Annotated in this window: 14 protein-coding genes; 9 read left to right on the forward strand and 5 right to left on the reverse strand. The window is 43.9% G+C overall.

Translation table 11 applies throughout. The annotated features are described in order from the left end of the window. Window positions 1–19 precede the first annotated feature (19 nt). From WJR50_RS11500 to WJR50_RS11510, 3 genes are all read left to right on the forward strand, one after another. Window positions 20–1,819 carry a lysozyme family protein gene (locus WJR50_RS11500; RefSeq protein WP_341293420.1) on the forward strand — a complete coding sequence of 600 codons (1,800 nt, stop codon included), beginning with the start codon at window positions 20–22 and terminating at the stop codon, window positions 1,817–1,819. A gap of 562 nt (window positions 1,820–2,381) precedes the next feature. Beyond that, window positions 2,382–2,852 carry a discoidin domain-containing protein gene (locus tag WJR50_RS11505; RefSeq protein WP_341293421.1) on the forward strand — a complete coding sequence of 157 codons (471 nt, stop codon included), beginning with the start codon at window positions 2,382–2,384 and terminating at the stop codon, window positions 2,850–2,852. Between the two features lie 101 nt (window positions 2,853–2,953). Beyond that, window positions 2,954–4,264 (forward strand): paraquat-inducible protein A, encoded by a 1,311-nt coding sequence (locus WJR50_RS11510; RefSeq protein WP_341293422.1) that lies wholly within the window; start codon window positions 2,954–2,956, stop codon window positions 4,262–4,264. A gap of 146 nt (window positions 4,265–4,410) precedes the next feature. Here the strand turns inward: WJR50_RS11510 and WJR50_RS11515 are convergent, their stop codons facing one another. Then, the gene (locus WJR50_RS11515) at window positions 4,411–4,539 is read right to left on the reverse strand and encodes a hypothetical protein (protein WP_341293423.1); all 129 of its coding nucleotides are present in this window, start codon (window positions 4,537–4,539) and stop codon (window positions 4,411–4,413) included. A 14-nt stretch (window positions 4,540–4,553) separates the two neighbouring features. Here WJR50_RS11515 and WJR50_RS11520 point away from each other — a divergent pair, with 14 nt between their 5' ends. The 3 genes from WJR50_RS11520 (at window position 4,554) to WJR50_RS11530 (ending at window position 8,371) form a co-directional block, all read left to right on the forward strand. After that, the gene (locus WJR50_RS11520) at window positions 4,554–5,069 is read left to right on the forward strand and encodes a (2Fe-2S)-binding protein (RefSeq protein ID WP_341293424.1); all 516 of its coding nucleotides are present in this window, start codon (window positions 4,554–4,556) and stop codon (window positions 5,067–5,069) included. Beyond that, the gene (locus WJR50_RS11525; RefSeq protein WP_341293425.1) at window positions 5,066–6,061 is read left to right on the forward strand and encodes an FAD binding domain-containing protein; all 996 of its coding nucleotides are present in this window, start codon (window positions 5,066–5,068) and stop codon (window positions 6,059–6,061) included. Before WJR50_RS11520 ends, WJR50_RS11525 begins: the two co-directional genes overlap by 4 nt. Before the next feature lie 81 nt (window positions 6,062–6,142). Next, a complete protein-coding gene (locus tag WJR50_RS11530) occupies window positions 6,143–8,371 on the forward strand; it encodes a xanthine dehydrogenase family protein molybdopterin-binding subunit (protein ID WP_341293426.1) in 2,229 nt (742 codons plus the stop codon). A gap of 206 nt (window positions 8,372–8,577) precedes the next feature. On the opposite strand, the gene WJR50_RS11535 is transcribed toward WJR50_RS11530, so the two are convergent. The 3 genes from WJR50_RS11535 to WJR50_RS11545 form a co-directional block, all read right to left on the reverse strand. Further along, a complete protein-coding gene (locus WJR50_RS11535) occupies window positions 8,578–12,003 on the reverse strand; it encodes a ThuA domain-containing protein (RefSeq protein WP_341293427.1) in 3,426 nt (1,141 codons plus the stop codon). Window positions 12,004–12,601: 598 nt separating this feature from the next. After that, a complete protein-coding gene (locus tag WJR50_RS11540) occupies window positions 12,602–16,006 on the reverse strand; it encodes a leucine-rich repeat domain-containing protein (protein ID WP_341293428.1) in 3,405 nt (1,134 codons plus the stop codon). Between the two features lie 291 nt (window positions 16,007–16,297). Beyond that, window positions 16,298–16,714 carry a hypothetical protein gene (locus tag WJR50_RS11545; protein WP_341293429.1) on the reverse strand — a complete coding sequence of 139 codons (417 nt, stop codon included), beginning with the start codon at window positions 16,712–16,714 and terminating at the stop codon, window positions 16,298–16,300. A gap of 429 nt (window positions 16,715–17,143) precedes the next feature. On the opposite strand from WJR50_RS11545, the gene WJR50_RS11550 reads away from it, so the two are divergent. From WJR50_RS11550 to WJR50_RS11560, 3 genes are all read left to right on the forward strand, one after another. Further along, entirely contained in the window at window positions 17,144–17,266 is a 123-nt protein-coding gene (locus WJR50_RS11550; RefSeq protein WP_341293430.1) for a hypothetical protein, read from the forward strand. A 60-nt stretch (window positions 17,267–17,326) separates the two neighbouring features. Next, window positions 17,327–18,355, forward strand: a complete 1,029-nt coding sequence (locus WJR50_RS11555) for a synaptic vesicle VAT-1 family membrane protein (protein ID WP_341293431.1) — start codon at window positions 17,327–17,329, stop codon at window positions 18,353–18,355. Window positions 18,356–18,484: 129 nt separating this feature from the next. Beyond that, on the forward strand, window positions 18,485–19,906 hold the full coding sequence (locus WJR50_RS11560) for a Gfo/Idh/MocA family protein (protein ID WP_341293432.1): 1,422 nt from the start codon (window positions 18,485–18,487) through the stop codon (window positions 19,904–19,906). A 51-nt stretch (window positions 19,907–19,957) separates the two neighbouring features. Here the strand turns inward: WJR50_RS11560 and WJR50_RS11565 are convergent, their stop codons facing one another. Beyond that, window positions 19,958–21,205: a M14-type cytosolic carboxypeptidase gene (locus WJR50_RS11565; RefSeq protein WP_341293433.1), complete on the reverse strand. Its 1,248-nt coding sequence runs from the start codon at window positions 21,203–21,205 to the stop codon at window positions 19,958–19,960. Window positions 21,206–21,213 lie beyond the last annotated feature (8 nt).

Consider the following 21,213-nt stretch of genomic DNA (forward strand, 5'->3'; position numbering starts at 1 on the left):
TGTTTACAAATCTTAGAAAATGGCTAATTATAACAGCAATATACAGTTTCAGCTACTTGCTAACGCTCAGCAGTTCAATAGTGAACTGAAGAGGGCGAGAGGTGAATTTGCTAGTTTTACCAGGGGAATAAATAAGGTGGCAGGCTTGGCAGCCGGTGGGTTTTTGGTGGGAGAGTTTGCCCAAGTGACAAAGGAAATCATTGGTACCAGAACAGAGTATTCTAAGCTTGAAAAAGTATTGGCCAATACCCTGGGGAGCGATAGTGCTGCGGCTGTAGAATTACAAAGGTTGTCTCAATTTGCCCGAGAAAACAATCAGGAAACGCTTAAGCTTACACAATCATATGTAAACCTTACCAATAGAGGCTTACAGCCTTCTCAGAAGGAATTGAAAAGCCTTTTAGATTTGGCCGGGGCCACAGGGAAAAGTTTTGATCAGGTAGCAGAGGCGGTACTTGATGCGGTAGTAGGAGAAAACGAGCGATTGAAAGAACTCGGAATCCGGGCCAAAGATGCCGGTGATACTGTTAAATTTTCATTCAGAGGCATTACCACTGAAGTAGAGAAGAACGAGCAGGCCATTAAAGATTACATTTTTAGCCTGGGAGAACTAAAAGGGGTGGCAGGGGCCGCCAAAGCAGCTTCAACCGGCATAGATGGATTTAATAATAGTGTATCAGAGCTCAGAAATGAAATAGGGAAGTTAGCAGGTAACGAAGGTTCTAAACTTCTTAGCTTCTTCACTGATGGCATTTATGCTGCCAGTGATTTTATAAAGCTTATCAGGCAGCTAGAATCTAAGCCAATCACTATTAATGCCGGTGGTGATCAGGTAGGTGGAAGCCTGCTAAATAATATTGATGATTTAGTAGAAAGGCTTAATCAAGTAAGAACAAACCTAAGCGGTCCGCTACTTCCATTTGAAGGAAGTAAGTTAAGAGAGCAAGAGGCTGAAATACTCAGGCTTATTGAAGAACAATCAAAAGAATACAGTAAGCAGGTTCAAATTGATATTGAGAGAGATAAGCTTAATGCAAAACAAATAGAGAGGCAGAAAGCAGAAGAGGTGGCAGCTAAGGAGCTAGAGAAGAGAAAACAGGCATTGCTTACCCTTGAAAAACAAAGGTTGTCTGTAATGGAGCAAATAGCCATACAGACCGACATACAATCTTCCAAGCTGCCAGACTATACACTAACACCAACCGAGGCTTTAGGTATAGGCAGGAATCCGTATTTCAGTGATGAATTCACTGAGCAGATGCGTGATTCAATAGCAGAGGCAGAGAAGTACAGAGAAGTAGTGGCAGATCTTCCAGATTCAATAAGAGAGGCAGGAAACGCTTTTACAGATGCAGCTGGGGGGCTGGATATATTCAGCACAACCTTAGCCAATAGCTTAGCCAATGGGGAAAAGGTTTTTGAGAGTTTTAAGCGTGCTGCAGTAGCGTCACTTTCAGAGATCACAGCAGCTTTAATAAAGCAGGCAATACTTAGTGCATTGGTCACTACTATTCTACCGGGATTCGGAGCGTTTAAGCTTGCCGGGGCGCTGGGGGCTATAGGCAGTAAAGGAGCATTTGGCAGCCTGTTTAAATTTTCTGTGCCACAGCTTGCCAATGGTGGTATAGTTTCAAAAGATGGTTTGTATAGGATGGGAGAAGGCAATAAAAAAGAGGCCGTAATACCGTTGGATAGAATCAATCAATATATGAAGCCTACAGCTGGCGGGGATTCATTTACAGTAACGCAGGAGTGGAACTGGGATAAAGTGTTGTTCCATATTAAAAGAATAGAAGATCGTAGAAAGAGATTGAGTTGATTAGGTTGGAGTAGATTGCTGATTAAGGCCCGGGGGAGTTTTACCTTGGGCTTTTTTCTTTTCCTTACACTGTAATAAAGTCCAGCAATTGAAGCGGCATTTTATCGCAGGAGTAGCGTACTTTACACTGCATAGTTTTACTTTGCTGTTACGTTAAACATAGTTAAGCCCGGTCTTACACTCCCGGGCTTTTCTCGTTTGATAATTTTATGAAATAAGAATTTTAGTTCGGGGAAAGGTTCGGTGGAAAGTTCGGGGAAAAGTGACGAAAGTGATAAAAGTGACCCTCTAAAAAACTTTATTTTTTTTGGGGAGATTACCGGTGAATTCACCACTTTGTATATTATTCCAATAATGCAAAAGCTTTTCGTTGCTCATTTGTTACTAAAAATTGTAAATATCAATTCAAGTATCTGACATACAGTAATTTATATTATATAATTACATTCTGTATCGGAAAGTAAGCACAATAACTATAAAATTACGCATCAGTTTCCCGCTGCTTGATTGGTTTTTTGTATGTGTAGCCTAAACAAGAAGGACCTTGAGCTATTATTATACTATGCGTAAAAAGATAATTGATCAAAAACCACATACTGAAAATTCTGCTGATAGTAAATGGCTGGACCTGAAGCGTCTGGCTCAAGTGGAAATTTCTTCTGAGGATACAGCTTATCCTATTGAAGGAGCCTTAGACGATGATAGTAAGTCAATGTGGAAGGCGTCTGAAGTAGGTAGGCAGACAATCCGCCTCATCTTTGATGAACCGCAAAGCATAAAGAGTATTGACCTTCTTTTTGAGGAAAAGCAAAAGGAACGAACTCAGGAGTTTGTATTACGCTGGTCTCCTGACAAGGAGTTATACCGGGAGATCGTAAGGCAACAGTACAATTTCAGTCCTGACTCCGCCACAGAAGAACATGAAAATTATAGCGTAAATCTGGAAGAGGTAAAAGTACTTGAGTTAAGTATTATTCCAGATGTAGTTAATGAACATGAATATGCTTCTCTTTCCAGATTCTTGGTCGCTTGATTCAGGATAGATAACCTTTAGCCGTTAAGAAGTACAGTAGTTAGACCTTCTATAAACAATTTGACTGATAAGTGTATTGTAGTAGAGTCTAATTTCTGTGTATGAACAAATTTTTTCAACGTGCGCTCCTTATATTTTTTTCAGGAGCATTACTCGTCACAGCCGGCTGGTGTACGCTTCAGATTTACAACCTATCTTCCCAAAGGGCAGAAATCAAGTTTGATTACAGCGAAGTCAACAGCATAAGTTATGGCTTGCTCTCCATCAATGTCTGGAGTGAGCATCTGACCAATATTGCGATGAACAGGATCAGTGATTTTGAACTCAGTCCTGCTCAGGAAGATACGCTGAAATATGCCATTGACCAGATGTTGTATGCAGTCGTCAGCAAAGCGGATAGTCTGGTAAATCAGAAACAGACGACTTTTAAAGGTAAGCTAACCAAATTTGCCGTCAATACTTTTGTGAACAAAGACAAGATAGAGGCTTTGGTGCCGACCTTTTCCCAAACTCTTACGGATGAAATACAGGAGCCTGAGAACAAAAGAGCACTCAAGTACCTGGTGAGAACAAAAGTGCAGGAGTACACAGATAGTACCTATGCCGAAGCTAATGATTCTTTGTTGGTCAATACCATTTTAGAGAAACATGAAGTGGAAAATTTAGAAGCGTTTAACCGCAAGAGCGAAGCTACTCTTCTACAGTTGAAGGAAGAAACCTACTTTTTCACCTATATTGTGATAGGGATCATTCTTCTTTACTTACTCATGTGGTGGATACTGAGGCATCAGAAAGCTGTACATAAGCCTTTTTTCATCATATCAGTATTGCTTGCACTAGTAGTACTGGGCGCCGGACTGACAACCCCCATGATTGAAATTGATGCCCGCTTCAAAGAGGTGAGTTTTTTTCTGATAGGGGAAGAAATCTCTTTCAATGATCAGATTCTTTTCTTTCAAAGCAAAAGTATCGTAGATGTGGTACTTATTCTTCTGGAAACCGGAAAATATGATTCCATTCTGGTAGGCCTGCTGATTCTTGTTTTTAGTATTGTTTTTCCCATCACAAAGCTACTCGCCACTCAGATCTACCTGACAGGTAAAGAGAAGTGGAAGCACAACAAAATTGTCCATTTCTTTGCTTTCAAATCCGGAAAATGGAGCATGGCTGATGTTTATGTCATTGCTATTTTTATGGCTTATGTCGGATTTCAGGGTATACTTGAAGATCAGTTGGAGATTCTGAACGTGGAATCCGATGCGCTGGTCAGCATCTCTACTAATAAAACCTCGCTTCAGCCCGGCTTCATTCTTTTTATTGCGTTTGTGCTGTTTAGTCTGCTGCTCTCAGTCATACTGCAAAGGATTACAGTGCTGCAAAAAAATAAAATACCGATTGAGAGAAATCAATAAAGCGGTAACCTTGCAGTCTTATTTTTTCTCTTCTATCATAAGCAGTACTCTTATTTTTTTGTCATAAAGTTGGTGCCGCAATATATTTTTTATAAACCTTATCTCAAGTTGGTGGTTCACCTTTTATTTAACCAAAGGAGTGTTTGTTATACAAGCTCAAAGGTAGGATTGGTGTAGTAGTTGAATGGCCAGGCTGATTTTTTGGATACAGCTATCCGCTTAGCGATTTTTTTATCACTCAACAACTGCTTTATGGGCTGTAATGCACTCTTCATTAACCACCCAGGCTATGGAAAACACTTCAGTATCTTATGCACCCAAAAAGCCCCTGCAAAAAGAAAAAATCACATTAATCATCAATAGTTCGGAACGGGAACTTATGGTAGAACCCTGGACTACACTTCTGGATCTGCTGCGCCAACATTTGCAACTCACCGGCACCAAAAAAGGCTGTGATCATGGTCAGTGCGGTGCCTGTACAATCCTACTGGATGGTAAGCGCATTAACTCCTGCCTCTCGCTGGCAGTAATGCATGATGGTGCGGAAATTACTACCATTGAAGGGCTGGCCAATGGCGATGAACTGCATCCCGTACAGCAGGCCTTTATAGAGCAGGATGCTTTTCAGTGTGGTTACTGTACTCCCGGACAGATTTGCTCTGCTGTAGGACTCCTCAACGAAGGGAAGGCCAAGACAGACGATGATATACGTGACCTGATGAGTGGCAATATCTGCCGTTGTGGTGCCTATTCCAATATTTTTAAAGTAGTGAAGGAAGCTGTAGAAAAAAATCAGACGTCATGAGAAAATTTTCATACCATAGAGCCCACGAAGTTTCCGAAGCGCTAGGAGAAGTGGCAGAACAGCAGGAAGCAAAGTTCATTGCCGGAGGTACCAATCTGCTGGACCTCATGAAATTAGATGTCATGCATCCCCAACATCTGGTAGACATCACCCTCCTGGCACTGAATACCATAGATAAAACCGAAGAAGGAGGGTTGCGCCTCGGTGCACTCGTTAGCAATGCCGATACGGCTTATCATCCTGAGGTAGAAAAGCGCTATCCATTGCTCTCCCATGCCATACTTGCCGGTGCTTCGCCACAGTTGCGCAACAAAGCGACCAACGGGGGTAATCTACTCCAGCGCACCCGCTGCTACTACTTTTACGACAAAGCTACGCCCTGCAACAAGCGTGAGCCGGGTAGTGGCTGTTCGGCTATTGATGGCTTTAATCGCATACATGCTATCTTCGGGACTAGTGAACATTGTATTGCTACTCATCCTTCCGACATGTGTGTGGCCCTGGCTGCCCTGGAAGCGAGGGTGCAGGTAAGCGGACCAAATGGAGAGCGGGAGATTCCTTTTGCGGATTTTCACCGTCTGCCGGGCGATCAGCCGCAGCAAGACTCTAATCTTGCAAAAGACGAGATCATCACTGCCATTGATCTGCCTCCCCAGGGGTTTGCTGAAAACTTCGCTTATCTGAAAAACCGTGACCGTGCCTCTTATGCCTTTGCCCTGGTATCAGTAGCGGCAGGATTGGAGATGGAAGGCGATACAATACAGGAGGCACGTATAGCCCTTGGAGGAGTAGCGCATAAGCCCTGGCGCAATCAGGAAGCAGAAGTTTTGCTGAAAGGAAAAAAAGCAAGCCGGGAAAACTTCCGACCGGTGGCTGATGCCATTGTGCAGGGAGCAAAAGGTTATCAGTATAATGAATTTAAAATTGAACTTGTCAGGCGTTCAGTAGTGCGTGCGCTGATGCAGGCCGGGCATATAGATGACTCATTATAAATTACAGATTGCATATTACAAATTGTAGGTTTCTAATTTGCAATCTTGAATTTTCAATCTTCAAATTGACATTACTATCCCATGACTACAGATCATATCGGAAAACCCAGGAACCGTGTAGACGGACGTAAGAAGGTAACCGGCACAGCAAAATACGCTGCAGAGTTCAATACCACAGGATTACTGCATGGCGTGGTGATTTCCAGCACCATTGCCAAAGGAAAGATCATACACATAGATACCAGCGAGGCGCTCAAACTTCAAGGCGTACATCAGGTGTTTACCCACGAAAACACGCCTAAGCAGGCCTGGCTGGACCTGAGCTATAAAGACATGGATGCGCCACCCGGTTCTCCCTTCCGCCCTTTGCACGATAATAAAATCCGGTTCAGCATGCAACCTATAGGGCTGGTGGTGGCTGATACCCTGGAACTGGCTCGCTATGCGGCTATGCTGGTTAGGGTAGAATATGAGGAAGAACCGCATCATACCAAACTGATGGATCATCTGGATGAAAGCATCAAAGCCAAAGGTATTAAGCCTGCCTATGAGTCTCCTTCATCAAGAGGTAAGTTTGATAAAGCGTATGAGACATCCGAGGTGAAGCTGGATGTGGAGTATTTTCACGGGGCGGAGCATCATAACCCTATGGAAATGCATGCCTCTACGGTAGTCTATGAAAAAGACGGCAGCCTGACAATCTACGACAAAACCCAGGGAGCGATCAACAGCCGACATTATGTGACCTGGGCCTTTGGGCTTTCCAAAAAGAAGGTAAGAGTGCTTTCACCTTTTGTTGGGGGAGCTTTTGGCTCAGCATTACGTCCACAATACCAGCTTTTTATGGCGGTGCTGGCTGCTCTGCAACTCAAACGCTCGGTAAAGGTAGAACTTACACGCCCACAAATGTTTTCCTTCGGTCACAGACCGGTGACGCTGCAAAAGCTTCGTTTAGGAGCTGCCCCTGACGGAACGCTTAATGCTATAAGTCATGCTGCTTATGCCGAAACTTCACAGTTTGAGAAATACATGGAAAATGTAGTCAACTGGTCGGGTAAGCTGTATAAGTGTGATCATGTAGAAGAAATATACCGGCTGGTAAGGCTTGATATGTATACTCCTTTGGATATGCGGGCTCCCGGTGGGGTTACCGGCGTATACGCGCTGGAAAGTGCGATGGACGAACTGGCCTATCAACTGAAGATGGACCCCATGCAGCTGCGCCTGAAAAACTATACCGATGAAGACATGAGCCAGGGCAAGCCTTTTTCCAGCAAAGCCCTGCGTCAGTGTTATGAGGAAGGTGCCGAGCGTTTTGGCTGGGCCAAACGTAATCCGGAACCCCGTTCTATGCAGCAAGGCCATAACCTGATCGGCTGGGGTATGGCTACCGGGATGTGGGATGCTATGCAGATGCCTGCTAGGGCTGATGCTATTTTTACTGCCGATGGCAAACTGACTGTTAGCAGTGCTACCGCCGATATTGGTACGGGAACCTATACCATCATGACGCAGATTGCCGCGGAGACACTAGGGCTACCGCTGGATAAGGTGGAATTCAAGCTGGGTGATTCTTCTATGCCCGCCGCTTTTATTGAGGGAGGTTCCACCACTGCTGCCTCAGTAGGTACCGCGGTGAAGTATGTGTGTGACAAGATCGCCAAGAAGTTGTTGAAAGAAGCCGCTAAGATGGAAGGCTCTCCCTTCAAAGATGCTAAAATGAAAGATGTGGTCTTTGCCGACGGTCATATTAGGAGGAAAGATAATCCTTCTCTTTCAGTGCCTATTACCAATGTGATGTGGCAGCGGGAGATTAGTGCTATAAAAAAAGATACTACAGCATTGCCTAATATGCTCAAGCAGAATAAGTACGCCCGCAATGCACACTCAGCGGTATTTGTGGAAGTAAAAGTAGACGAAGATCTGGGAACTGTCAAAGTAAGTCGGGTAGTGAGTGCTGTGGCTGGTGGACGTATCCTGAATGCCAAAACAGCCCACAGCCAGATTCTGGGCGGGGTAGTCTGGGGTATTTCTATGGCACTGGAAGAAGATACCTTTATGGACCACAACTTTGGCCGATTTATGAACCATAATCTGGCAGAGTACCATTTGGCAGTCAATGCGGATATACAGGACATAGACGTTATATTTGTGGAAGAAGAAGATACGGTGGTAAGTCCGATAGGGGTGAAGGGATTAGGAGAAATTGGTATGGTAGGGGTTGCCGCTGCCATTGGCAACGCCATCTACCATGCCACCGGCAAGCGTATCCGCGACCTGCCTATGACATTGGATAAAGTGATGAGTTAGAATACAGGTAATCAGATGTTCAATTCATAAGGAAGAGCGAGATAATTATGCCTGTTGGCGTATCTATTCCAATCAAAACATAGCTCTTCCTAGCGCTACTGAATGTCTTATAACCATCACAAAAAAAATCAGGACTACGGTTTGCATATCTATTGCAAACCATAATCCTGATAGTTTATTTCTGGTAGTATTGCTACTTCTAAATATTAATCACCATTGAACTGTATGCCCATTACACCTGCCTGCATAGCACCCTGTGCAGCGTCTGGCTGATAGACAAAGTACAGATCGTGGAATTTATTGTCTGTAACAGGATCAATGTTAATGACAATTGCACCACCCTGCTGACCTGGCTTAGGGGCTGCCATCTTACCTGTTCCAATAACTTTGCCTTCTGGACCATCCAGGCGAAGCTCAAAACTAAGTCCGGCGCTGGGCGCTTCCTGCCAGCCACTCATCACATTGATGGAAGTAACATTGCTCAGATCCACGCTTTCTAGAGCAAACCACCCTGCATTTTCCGGATAAACCAGAATGTGATTGCTATTAAATGTCATCGGGCTAAACCCTTCAACCATTTCACTTCCTGAGAAAGAAATACGGTTGCTAGGTAGTGCCAAAGAGGCCCCTTGAGTAAGCGACTTGATATTTTGTCCTCCCTGATCAGTATAGCTGGCCATGATAACCAGGGCTGCCTCAGGGTTGCCACCTTCAGGAGTGATGGTGCCGTTGGCAGGTAAAGAGGGTGCTCTTTCTACTTCTCCACTCAAAGAAAGTATCCAGGAAACGATCTGGGTAGCATCAGCCTCTGCAAGATCAGGGTGAGCAGCCATCTGGGTTTCACCCCATACACCGCCGCCACCATTAATAATCTTGTGCACCAGATAATTGGTAGCTTCAGGGTCATCCCGGTATTTTTCTGATACCTTCATATACGAAGGACCAATGGATGCTTCATTTTCCTTATGGCAGCTTTTACAGTCCAGGTTAGACACCAGATTTTTACCCTCAATCAGTGCTGCACCTTCCTGATGACCCATATCATCTTCTGCCTTATCGTATCCCTGTACATAATCCATGGAAACCATCAGGTTGTCAGTAACGATCTCGTCTCCATCTTCAGGATCAGCAACTTTTACCGCATATTCAAAAGGGACTCCTGGTATATAAAAGGAGCGATTTCCCTTCGTAACCTCAATGGCTACATCGGGCTTGGTATTACCCGCATAGAGTGAGACTGGAGTACTTTTGGAAGAGGCTTCTCCCTCGTCCTTTACTTCTACGGAAATATCATAATCCCCTGGCTTGCTATAAATATAAGTAAGTTCGGGAGTAGTAGTAGTCTTGGTTTCTCCATTGCCTAAATCCCAGACATAGGTGATACGCTGTTTTTCGGGATCCTGAGCCTCCACTTGAGCAGTAATCTCAAAGGGCAGAGAACCGGAAGTCTCATTCACGATAAAGTCATTGATTTTGGGAGGAAGATTGCCAGCGTTGAAGTCAATCCGGGCCAGTCCGGCATCTTCATTTTTGCTGAACCAACCGCTGCCGTACTCTAATAAGTACAGTTGGCCATCCGGTCCTACTTCCATATCTATCAGAGAGTTGACGTCAATATCCTCAAAGAAAGGTTCCATTTTATCAAAGTCACCATTTTCCTGGAGCGTAACGGCTTTGATCCAGCCTCTGATCCAGTCGTAGATAATGAGTTTGCCATTATAGTAGTCTGGCAGTCGGGTATCTTCGGGGAACATATCGGTATAGTAGACTGGACCGGCCATCGCATTACGGCCTCCTGTACCTACCTGAGGGAAATCAGCCGAAGCATCGTAAGGATACCAGATAAAAGCAGGATTCGCTTTGGGCAACTCAGTCAGACCGGTGTTGTTTCTTGAGTTGTTGACAGGTTTATTAGGGTCAAATGCCTGGGGAGAGGCTTCTCCGTTTTCGTAATTGTACTCGTGGTAGGCGTAGTTGTTACCCACAAACAGCGGCCACCCAAAGAAACCGGCCTCACGTGCCTGATTGACTTCATCATAACCTTTGGGACCACGGGTCTTCAGGCTATCCTGCCGGGCATCGGGACCTACTTCACCCCAGTAGAGGTAGCCGTTCTTTTGATCTACAGCAATACGATAGGGGTTTCGGTTACCCATCACATAGATTTCCGGTCTGGTCTTATCGTTTCCTTCCGGGAAGAGGTTTCCTTCCGGTATATCGTAGCTGCCATCCTCATTCACCTTAATTCTTAATATTTTACCCCGTAGGTCATTGGTGTTGCCTGAAGAGCGGCGGGCATCGTATTGCTCGTGTCCGGGTGCATCATTCAAAGGAGCGTAACCATTGTTGACATATGGTTCATCCGGCTCGTTGAAAGGAGTGGAGTTATCCCCGGTAGAAAGAAACAGAAGCCCGTCAGGGCCAAAGGCCAGTGAGCCTCCCGTATGGCAGCATATCTCCCGCTGCGATTTTACATCCAGTATCACTTTCTCCGTAGCTTTGTCAATCGTATCGTTTTCATAAGTGAAGCGAGACAGGCGGTTGACCGAGGTATCGCTTGGGCTGTAGTAAATGTAGATCCAGTGATTATTTTCAAAGTCCGGGTCTTTAGTAATACCCAGTACCCCTTCTTCCGCATTCACTCTGGGTACGGAAGTTTTATAGTACACATCCAGAAAGCCTACCTGTTTGACCTCCTGAGTGTCATGCTTATACCTCAGGATCTCTCCCCGACGCTGGGTAATGAGAATGTCCTTATTAGGCAGAATGGTCATCTCGGTAGGTTCATAGAACTCACCCTGAGCAAGTTGTACCTTAGTAAAACGGTCCTGATTGGGAGGCAACTGTGTTTTGGCCAGAGCGTAATCCAGCTTATTATTGTCGCCAATAGCATATTGAATGCCTCCCAGTAAGTGCTTCAGATAATTTTCTTCCTGATAGCTTTCATCGGTATGACCCAGTTCTGTAAAGAAAGCGCGTCCACCATCATAGTCGTGATACCAGCTCATGGGGTGATAATCTCCATTGGTACCCCCTTCATAAGACGACTCGTCTATGGTGATCAATACGTTAACGTTCGGGTTAAGCTTTTTAAAATTATACAGCTCATCGGTACGAGTCCATACGGTATCCTGAAAAAACTCCGTTGCCGGAAAGTTCTTGTCTTTGATGATAAACCTGGCTTCCTGGGGTGCCGGGTGACCGTTGAAGTAGCCACCTACCAGGCGTCCGTACCAGCCCCAGTCGTATTCGGTATCACTGGCGGCATGTATGCCTACATAGCCACCCCCGGCCTGTATGTAGCGCTCAAAAGCAGCTTCCTGTTGGTAATCCAGTACATTTCCGGTAGTATTGAGAAAGATAACAGCAGCATACTTTGTCAGTGTATCTTCCTGAAACATGGCGGAGTTGGTAGTGGTATCTACTTCAAAGCCATTTTCTGCTCCCAGTTTTTGAATGGCGGCTACACCTGCGGGAATAGAGGCATGTTGAAATGCCGCGGTCTTAGAAAAGACCAGTACCTTGGGCGCTCCCTCCCTCTGATTACTACAGGAGAAATACAGTATAGGCGTTAAAGCCAGAAGCGTTACTAATAATTTTTTGCTGAATGTTGAAGTTTTGTAGGGCCTCATTGTATGATAAAACTCATGAAATTGAATTGAACACAATACTAATAATAACTGCTATTTAACAACTCTATTGGAAAAAGATTAGCATTTGAAGCACTTTTTTGTAAAAATTTAACCCAGTTGGTGAATTTTCTCGTGCTTGGGAAGTAGATGAGCCGGTGTAGAATATGAAAAAAGGGCTTTTCGTCAGACTTCAGCACAGCAGATAACCCTGGTCTGATGAAGCATGAGATGGGGGAAGGAGCGTAGAAGGTTGCAGGTTAGAGGTTAAAAGTTACAGGGAATACCTTTCCGCAAATATCTACTTAATTTCCTATTAGCTCTGTCCAGTGATTGCTCCAGAATTTTTACGGTAATCCTCAGGCAGTATGAAGCGAGTGCTTGAGGGAAGAAATTGTATTTTGTGAAGAAAGGGGGTGTAGCTTGCGTCCAGTGATTCTCCATGTATCGTCCATGTATCCTCCATGTTAGGACTATGCTAGAGTTTTTGTACTTTTTGGGGGTAGGGCTTCTTTTTGCTGTAGTAAAGCAGGGATGCTGTGGTCGGTGGAGACACCGACCACAGATATGCAAGGGGGTGTTGAAGCTGAAGTTGCAAACTTCAGCTAGAGGGTGGGTAACTCATTTTTCGGATGTAGTTTGTAAGTTCAGTCCATACATCTTCCTGATACTCCCAACGATTGACTGCTTTTAGCCTTTGGTTTTCATCCATTGGAAAAAATTGATAGCTTCCTATATTTCCATCATTATTCTTTATCTCATCCTCATTCACTCCTTGTGGTAATACTTTCCATTGCTGCCAGTCACAATTTTTTAAAAGAACAGGGAGAATTTTAGCAGTTCCTTCCTCAACTTTAAGTAAAGATTTACGCATTTCTACTTCGTGTACATAATTAGATGCTATGAAGCTCTGGCTGACTAGAAGGATAATAATATCAGCTTTTTCTAAGGAATCCTTGATTTTAATATCCCACTTTTCACCGGGTTCTATGAGCCCATCTTGCCATATTTCAATGATGTTTTCTCGCTCTAGATTGACAAGATATTTTTGGAGTTCTCTTCTGTAATCAATATCATCATGGGAGTAAGAAACAAATACTTTCTTCATTTTGGTCAATTGTTGTGTAGTAAAGATATGGAAGGGGTAAACAGGAATCTCTCTTTGCGTATCTTTAAATTCCCTTTGCTCATTGATAGTAAATGCTCCAATTCTTCCTTCATCTTTAATTTTGCATAACTCCTTAAAATTCACAAAATATTGATCATCTAAAGAAATATATAAGCCTATGGATTGATAATCACATGTACCGAGTACTTCTTGTCTACTTTTTGAAGAAGTTCCAGAAACTTCAGATTCAAGGTCATTGCTAGTTGGTTGATCAAATGAATTATAATCCATGAGGTCCAAGTCCCAGTATAGCCCTATGATACAGTAGAAAATATACTTTGCAATAGACCTTATTTGAGTAGAATGTTTACTTACTATAAATACTTTGATTTCCAGATATTCAAAGTCTAAGCGAATTAGTACTTTACTTTCCTGAAATGTAAAAAGTAATTGATTACGCCAGAACTTTTTCTTATCTGTAAACTCCCCAAACCAACAGATCAATTGATTGACCAATCCAATAGGCAGAAAGTCATTGAATTTAAGGGTAAATAAGGGGTAGCCGAACTCAAAAGTAAGAAGCTCATAATCTAAAAAGTTTTCCTTTTCTTCTGCCAGAGGTAGGTAATTTGGGATGATGTATTCTTTTACACCTGAATTATTGTGTTCAAATAGCACCTTCTGGTGCTTTAGAAGTTTAAGAATTTTATCATCCAGTTTTTTAAGTTTATCTGCTGGAATAATTCCTTTTGATGCACTGATACTTTTTTTACTAAAAATGTCCTTATGGACATAAGCTGAAAATGCAGAAGGGTTAAGCCAAGCTAAATCAGAGAATAGTTCTGGGTAGTACAGTATCATTCCCTTTTTATGGAACTGACTCAATTCTGTTTTTAAAGAATCTAAACGTTTATCATTGTCTTTTGCTTTATGCAGTTTATACATTGGCAAAAGGTCTTTCTCAATATCAGTAGGTTTGTGATTGTTTGTTTTTTTTGCTTCAAGTATGAATTTGATGAACTCCTTATACCAAATAGGCTCTTCTTTTTTTACCTGTTTTTCTTTTATCAGGACATCAGTAGAAGCCTTTAAATAAGCCAAAGCAGCTAAATTTACTTTATCATTGTATTCTGTTTTAAGAGAGATATAAAACTCGTTGTTTATTTTATGAGGATGATTACTAGTGGCTAGTCCGATTCTTTTATCTTTATCGGCATACGTTTGAATAAGTAAGGTAGGGTCATCCGAGTGAATTTTTTGCTTTTCAAAATAGTCTTTTTGACCTAACCAATAAGAAATCTGATAATTACGAGACAACAATTCATTACTGTCAGTTATGGTTTGATTATGATTACCTTCCTTGTTCCAGAGCAATAAATAAATAGCATCAATACTCATAAATACTCTATAGATACCATGATAATAATCCTGACCTCCAAAATCATAAAATATAGCATCAGGTAAATTATCAGCTACTTTACCATTTACGTAGTAATTTTCAATGCTCAATAAGTGTGTGCTCTTACCTTTATATCCTAATTTTCTTTTTTTAAGATAATGCAGAAGACTTGATTTACCGGAAGCATGATTACCTAATAGCATAACCTTTGCAGGTAAAGTAATTTGGATCTTTTCTTCTTCTTTTTGCCGAGTAAGGAAATTTTGAAGCACATCTAAATGATTTTCCCTTGTATTTAATATTAAGTCATATCTTTTTTCAAAAGGGTTTTCACTTATACTCAATGATTTTAAATTTTTTAATTCAGATATTACAGATATAAAGTCAATATCTATAATCTGATTTTTGTAGAGGTGCAATAATTCCAGTTTGGTAAGCTTGGATAAAGCGGTTATATCCGAGATTTTATTCTCTGAGAGATATAATTCTTGTAATTCAGTGAGTTCAGCTAGAGGTGTTATGTCCGAAATTTGCATTCTGTCTAACAACAGTTTACGCAAAGAGGTGAGATTTTTTAAAGGGGAAATATCAGGTGCCTGATTATATCTAAGATTTAGTGTTTGTAAAGATCTGAGGTTGGCTAAAGGCTTAAGGTCCGTGATCTGGTTATCAACGAGTCCTAATGTTTCTAGTTTTGTAAGGTTAGCCAGAGGAGAAATATCGGTTAAATAATTAGCATTTAGATTTAAAGATTTTAATTCAGTAAGCTTTGATATAGGTGAAATGTCTTTTATACTATTTTCGCTTAAGTTTAACACTTCTAGTGACTCCAAAATAGATAGTGGGGAAATGTCTTCTAGCTGATTATCCCTAAGAAGTAAGTATCTTAATTTTTTGAGTCTAACTAAGGGAGAAATATCTCTAATTCTACACCAGTATAAATCTAAATATATGAGGTTAATTAAGTTAGCGAGTGAACTAATATCATCGCTCCAACCTTCACGGAGGTCTAAATACTGTAAATTAGTTAAATCCTTTAGGGGGGAAATATCTTTTACTTCTGAAAAATATAGATCTAAGAACTTTAATTTCTTTAGGTTTGAGAGAGGTGAGATATCTGTTATTTTATTTCCTGTCAAATCTAAATGTTGTAATTGAGTAAGCTGTCCAATCACACTGATATCAGTGATTTTACTGGGAGTTTTTGCAAATCCATTACAGACTAATTTTTTGAGTCGGGTTAATTGGGCAAGGGAAGAAGGTAAGTGTGTAAGGCTATTTTCCGGTCCCTGGTTCGTACTTTCTTTTATAAGTATCTCACCATCTTCAAACTCACGCCATTGTTTACTCAGTATTAACGTCTCCAAATGCCTACATTCAAAAAGCTCAGGTATGTCATCCAGATCGGTAATACCGCAGTTGCCTAAGTCTAAATAGGGGTTTTGGGTTTCCTGGCATGCTTTGATGAGCTTACGGGCTTGGGTGAGGTCGTTATTCATAGAGATATTGTAGTACACTTGTGCTAACAATATATAAAAAATGTATGTAGGATGAGGCTTAAGCTGCGTGTAATTGCTCTATAGAAAAGATGGTGTTAATGAGCTGATGGTATTGCAAATACCAAGGTAAATCAGGACGCTTTACAAAAGCGCCCCAGCTTTTGAGAAGGGGTTAAGGTGTTTGGATGGGAGCTTAAGTTGCAAACTTAAGCTAGAGTAGAGAGTGGTAGACGTAGAGTGAAATAGGAGGGGCTAAGAAATATAGGTTAGGCTGTGTAGTGTTTTTTTGCTTTAGGCTACCACTTCGGAGCGCTGGGAGCGGTTGCCAGGGAGGTCAGTAGCTCTGATCTCCAGTCGGTTGCCCTGCACCTCAGTGGTCGCCTTCTGAGTGGCATAGGTCCAGTCCAGTCCGTTTTCTTCAGGAATGGCGCTGCCTTCTTCCAGCAATACGCCATTCACATCATAAATGGCTACGCTCACCTCAGCGACCATATGGTCGTCAGAAGCGCGGATGATGAGCTGGCTCCCCTTCTTACCATCATACTGGCTGAAATCCACCAGACTGATATCGGGAGCCTTGAGGAAATCCGTCAGCGCCACCGAGTAGGCACTTAGTCCGGGCCTGGCACGCTCCGCATAAGCCGCCTTGATGTTGGGATCAAGAATAGCCTTGCTGGCGTACTGAGCCCCTTCCTTAAACTTCTGCACCTGCATAAGCTGTGCTTCACTCTGCTTTGCCGGAGTCTGGGCTTCACCGATACTACGGTTTTTCCCGCCCTCTGGCGAAAAACGATACGGTTGCCCAGCATACCGCTCAGGCCTTCATTGACAATGTTACTTTTAACTTTTGCCATTCTTTCGTTTAGATTTGTTAAACATTTATTTTCAGAAATTTATGAAAAACTCTCTTACTAATTTGATTCCAGTTTTTGGTATGTGAGCATTTATACTCTGGTAATGTTTCATGGGTAAGCAGTGCGTTTTGTGCATTTATGTGGTGAGTATTGGTGTTGCTGTTGTCTGAGTAGTAAAATGCGTGAGAGGACTGTAACGTACACATTGAAAAGATTCAGTATTGGGTGTTATGTATGTTGGTCAAATACTGAGCATACGGTGGAAGTACTATTTTTTTTATTTATGCAAAACACCAGCTATCCACTCCGATGCTTTGCGCTACTCAAAGTAATTGATCCTCCTGTTTTTTTGGTATTGGTAGAAAGCTTATCAGAAATATTTGTTTCACTGGAGGGGCTGGATTAACTTTCTGCCATTCGTTTTCCAAAAAGATAATTCTAAAATCACCCAACTAACCCTTTACCTATGCTCCAGCGCCAGGTGTACAGCATGCCGAAACCAGGCTCTATCAACAATCTGAAGTTACAAACTGAAGAACTTCCTGATCCTCAACCCCATGAAGTAAGCGTGCAGGTGAAGGCCATAGGCCTCAACTTCGCTGATGTGTTCGCCATGCAGGGACTGTACAAAGCGGCTCCCAAGGGGAAGTTTATTCCTGGCCTGGAGTTTTCCGGTGAGATTATAGCGGTAGGGGATACGGTACAGGAGTGGAAAGTAGGGGATAAGGTGATGGGGGCTACCAAGTTTGGGGGCTATGTCTCGCATATCAACATCCATCATCGGTATGTTATTCCCCTGCCGGAGGCCTGGAGCTTTGAGCAGGGGGCGGGCTTTCTGGTGCAGGGGTTGACCGCTTATTACGCGCTTAAGGAATTAGGAAATTTACAGCAAGGCATGACCGTGCTTATTCACAGCGCAGCGGGGGGAGTGGGCATTCTGGCCAATCGCATTTGTAAAAAATACGATGCTTACACCATAGGCACGGTAAGCCAAACAAATAAGGTAGATTTTCTGCGAGAGCAGGAAGCTTATGATGACATTATCCTGCGGGATGGTGCTTTTTATGAAAAGCTGCAAGCTGCTCTGGGCGATCGTCCGTTGAACCTGATCATGGAGTGCATAGGGGGCAAAATCCTCAAACAGGGGTGGGAGGCGATGGCTCCTATGGGACGTATGGTTTCCTACGGCTCCGCCAGTTTTACCAGTCATGGCTCCAGCCCCAACTATCCCCGGCTCATCTGGAAGTACCTCAGGAGGCCTAAGATTGACCCTATGAGCCTGCCTACACAGAACAAATCCATCATGGGTTTTAACCTGATCTACCTCTATGAGCAGACTGATATGATGCATGAGATGCTCAGCGGATTACAGTCGCTACAGCTCCAACCCCAGCACGTAGGACATGTCTATGACTTCGGAACAATGCATGAGGCCATTCAGCTTTTCCAGAGAGGAAAGTCCATTGGTAAAGTGGTGGTAAAAGTGGAAGCATAGCGCAATGCTTCTCCTGTTGTTCACTTAGAACTTATTGTCTCCTACCAAAATAAAATAATCTGCTTATCTTGTGGTTTACTAATGGCTTAGCCATGCTAATTTTTATACCTAACAACTAACTCATATCTGATGAATCAAGACAGCAGTCAGCAGAAAACAGTAAACCGTCGTGATTTTGTGAAAGGTACGGCCCTTTCAGCGGCGGGATTTATGATTATGCCCCGCCACGTGCTGGGAGGTAAGGGCTTTGTACCGCCCAGCGATAAGGTCAATATAGGCATCATAGGAGCAGGAGGTAAAGGTAGAAAAAACACCGAGGAATTCCTGAAGCTGGATGATGTGCAGGTCACCGCCATTGCCGACCCTGCTTACTACTGGAACCTGGCCGACTTCTACTATCGCTCAGAAGCAGGTAGAGGTCCGGTGATGGATATGGTAGAAGAACATTATTCCGCCAAAACACCCAACTACAAAGTGGCTGAGTACCTGGACTTCCGGGAGATGCTGGAAAAAGAAACTGCCCTGGATGCGATTGTCTGCTCTACCCCTGACCATTCGCATGCCTACGTTACTTTGCAGGGTCTGCAAGCGGGTAAGCATGTGTACTGCGAAAAGCCCCTTACCCATAACATCTGGGAAGCTCGTCAGGTGCTGGAACTAGCCAGAAAGACTGGTCTGGCTACGCAGATGGGCAATAGTGGACATAGTGCGGATGGTATCCGTCAGACCGTAGAATATCTGCGAGCCGGAGTCATCGGCAAAGTGAAAGAAGCCCATGCCTGGGTACCGGCGGGCCGATGGAATCCCGGTCTGCAAGGGCTTCCCCAGGGAAATCCCAACCTGCCCATTGGCTTTGACTGGAAACTGTGGCAGGGACCTCGTAAAGCACAGGATTTTCAGGAAGAATATGTGCCGGTGAGCTGGAGGGACTTCTGGATGTACGGCTGTGGTGCTCTGGGTGATTTTGGTTGCCACGATATGGACGCCGCTACCTGGGCTTTTAACCTCAAAGCTCCTGAGAGTGTGCAGATTTTTCCGGCTGGCTATAGCGATGAAAACATAGCGCCTTATGGTGAGATCGGATATTATGATTTCAAAGAGCAGGGAGATCAGGCGGCGCTTAAGCTGCACTGGTATTCCGGTGGCCTGCGCCCCGACCTGCATGAGGCTTTACCTGAAGGCTATGAGTACGGACGCCGTGCTTCTATGTTTGTAGGAGAGAAAGGTGTTATCATGAATGATGGAGGTAACCGTGCCCCTGAGATTTATCCGGAAAGCCTGCGTGACTCTATCAAGCCTCCCAAGCAGACGATTCCTCGTTCCAACGGCCACTTCAGAGATTGGGTGGATGCGATTAAGGGAGGAGACCCGTCTAGTGCTAATTTTGAGTACGGCGCTCGCCTTACCGAGATTACCTTGCTGGGTGTACTTTCCTTACGGATGGGTGGCAAGAGAATTGAGTGGGATTATGAGAACATGAAAGCCAAAGGCTTACCCGAAGCGGATGACTTTATCCGTGAGCCTGTTCGTCAGGGCTGGGAAATGGCGTAATCATGAGGAGATCTGCCACCCTGAACAGATTTCAGGGCGGCAGATCTATCTTTATTCTACTGCCGCAACCAATCCCTTTACTATTTCCGGGCCTAGTGCCAGCCAGTCGTCTACCGATCTTCTGGCGTTTAGCTTTTCTACTTCCTCCACCTTAAGCTCCATCAGATAAGCCGGTACTTTCTGCTCCGCCCATAGTGCCTGGTTGACCGTCATGCGTCCTCGCTGGCTTTCGGTAGTGGTGGCAGGCATCTCTCTTAATCCCCGCTCATCCTTAAAAGAGCTATGTTCCGACATATAGTCAAAGAGTCTCTGACCTACCGGCAAATCCGGCCCCTGTATGTAATCCGCGGCTTCAGTATTGTGCAGGGTGAGGAAGATATCTATCTTTTTGCCCTGCAGCAGCCAATTGACAATAGCGGTTTTCTGTGCGTAGATTTCCGGCATCTCCTCCGGTATTACCAGGTCCCAGTTGCGGTTGAGGTCGTGCCCAAACGTATTGAAACGTACACCCCCACGAGCTACTCCATCCGGGTCAGCCATGGGCATAAGTTTAAATATATTTTGGTCCAGCAGTTCCTTTCCTTCTTCAGCTTCCAGCAGGTATTTGAGCGCACCCTCCATCACCCAGGAAGTGCCCGACTCCCAGGAGTGCTGACGGGCCATCAGCCAGATTACTTTTTTATTTTCCTGGGGAGCTTCAGGATTGGTGATGGTAAGCAGGTGCAGCGCTTGGCCTTCGGCACTTTCTCCAATCTGATTCATCTGCACAAAAGGATCGCCCTGGAATGAGTTCAGTAGCTGATCAAGACGGGCAGTAGTATAGGGCGGCTGATGCGCCACCCACATTTTGTTTTCTTCGGGTCTGATTTTCAGTCTTAGTTCTACCTTTTCTTCATTCCACTCCACCTCATTATCATTCAGATGTCGCCACTCCTTCTGGTCGTAGCTGATGACCGGACGCGTCTCGGCAGTGATGGCATGCGCACCGGGTTTGTAATTGTATTCTCCCAATAGCTTGGTGAGGTCAATGGTAAGCTTTTCGCCCTGGGCACCATCAATGCGGAAGTAGTACCAGCTGGCCTGCCGGTTACGGTCTTCTGAGTCGGACTCACCGGCTACGGCACACTCCCAGTGGTTGGCCTCAATTTGCCGTACCTCACCCAGATTACCTCCCTCAAAATTGGTGTGAATGGATATGTCGTTACTGGTTCCTTCATTTTGTTGGGATGGCTGCTGGCAGGAAGTGAAAGCCAGAAAGAAAAGCCAAAACAAACAGGAATGTACGTGTATTTTCATCATGGCTGACT

The organism is Catalinimonas locisalis, assembly GCF_038039535.1.
Taxonomy (GTDB): domain Bacteria; phylum Bacteroidota; class Bacteroidia; order Cytophagales; family Cyclobacteriaceae; genus Catalinimonas.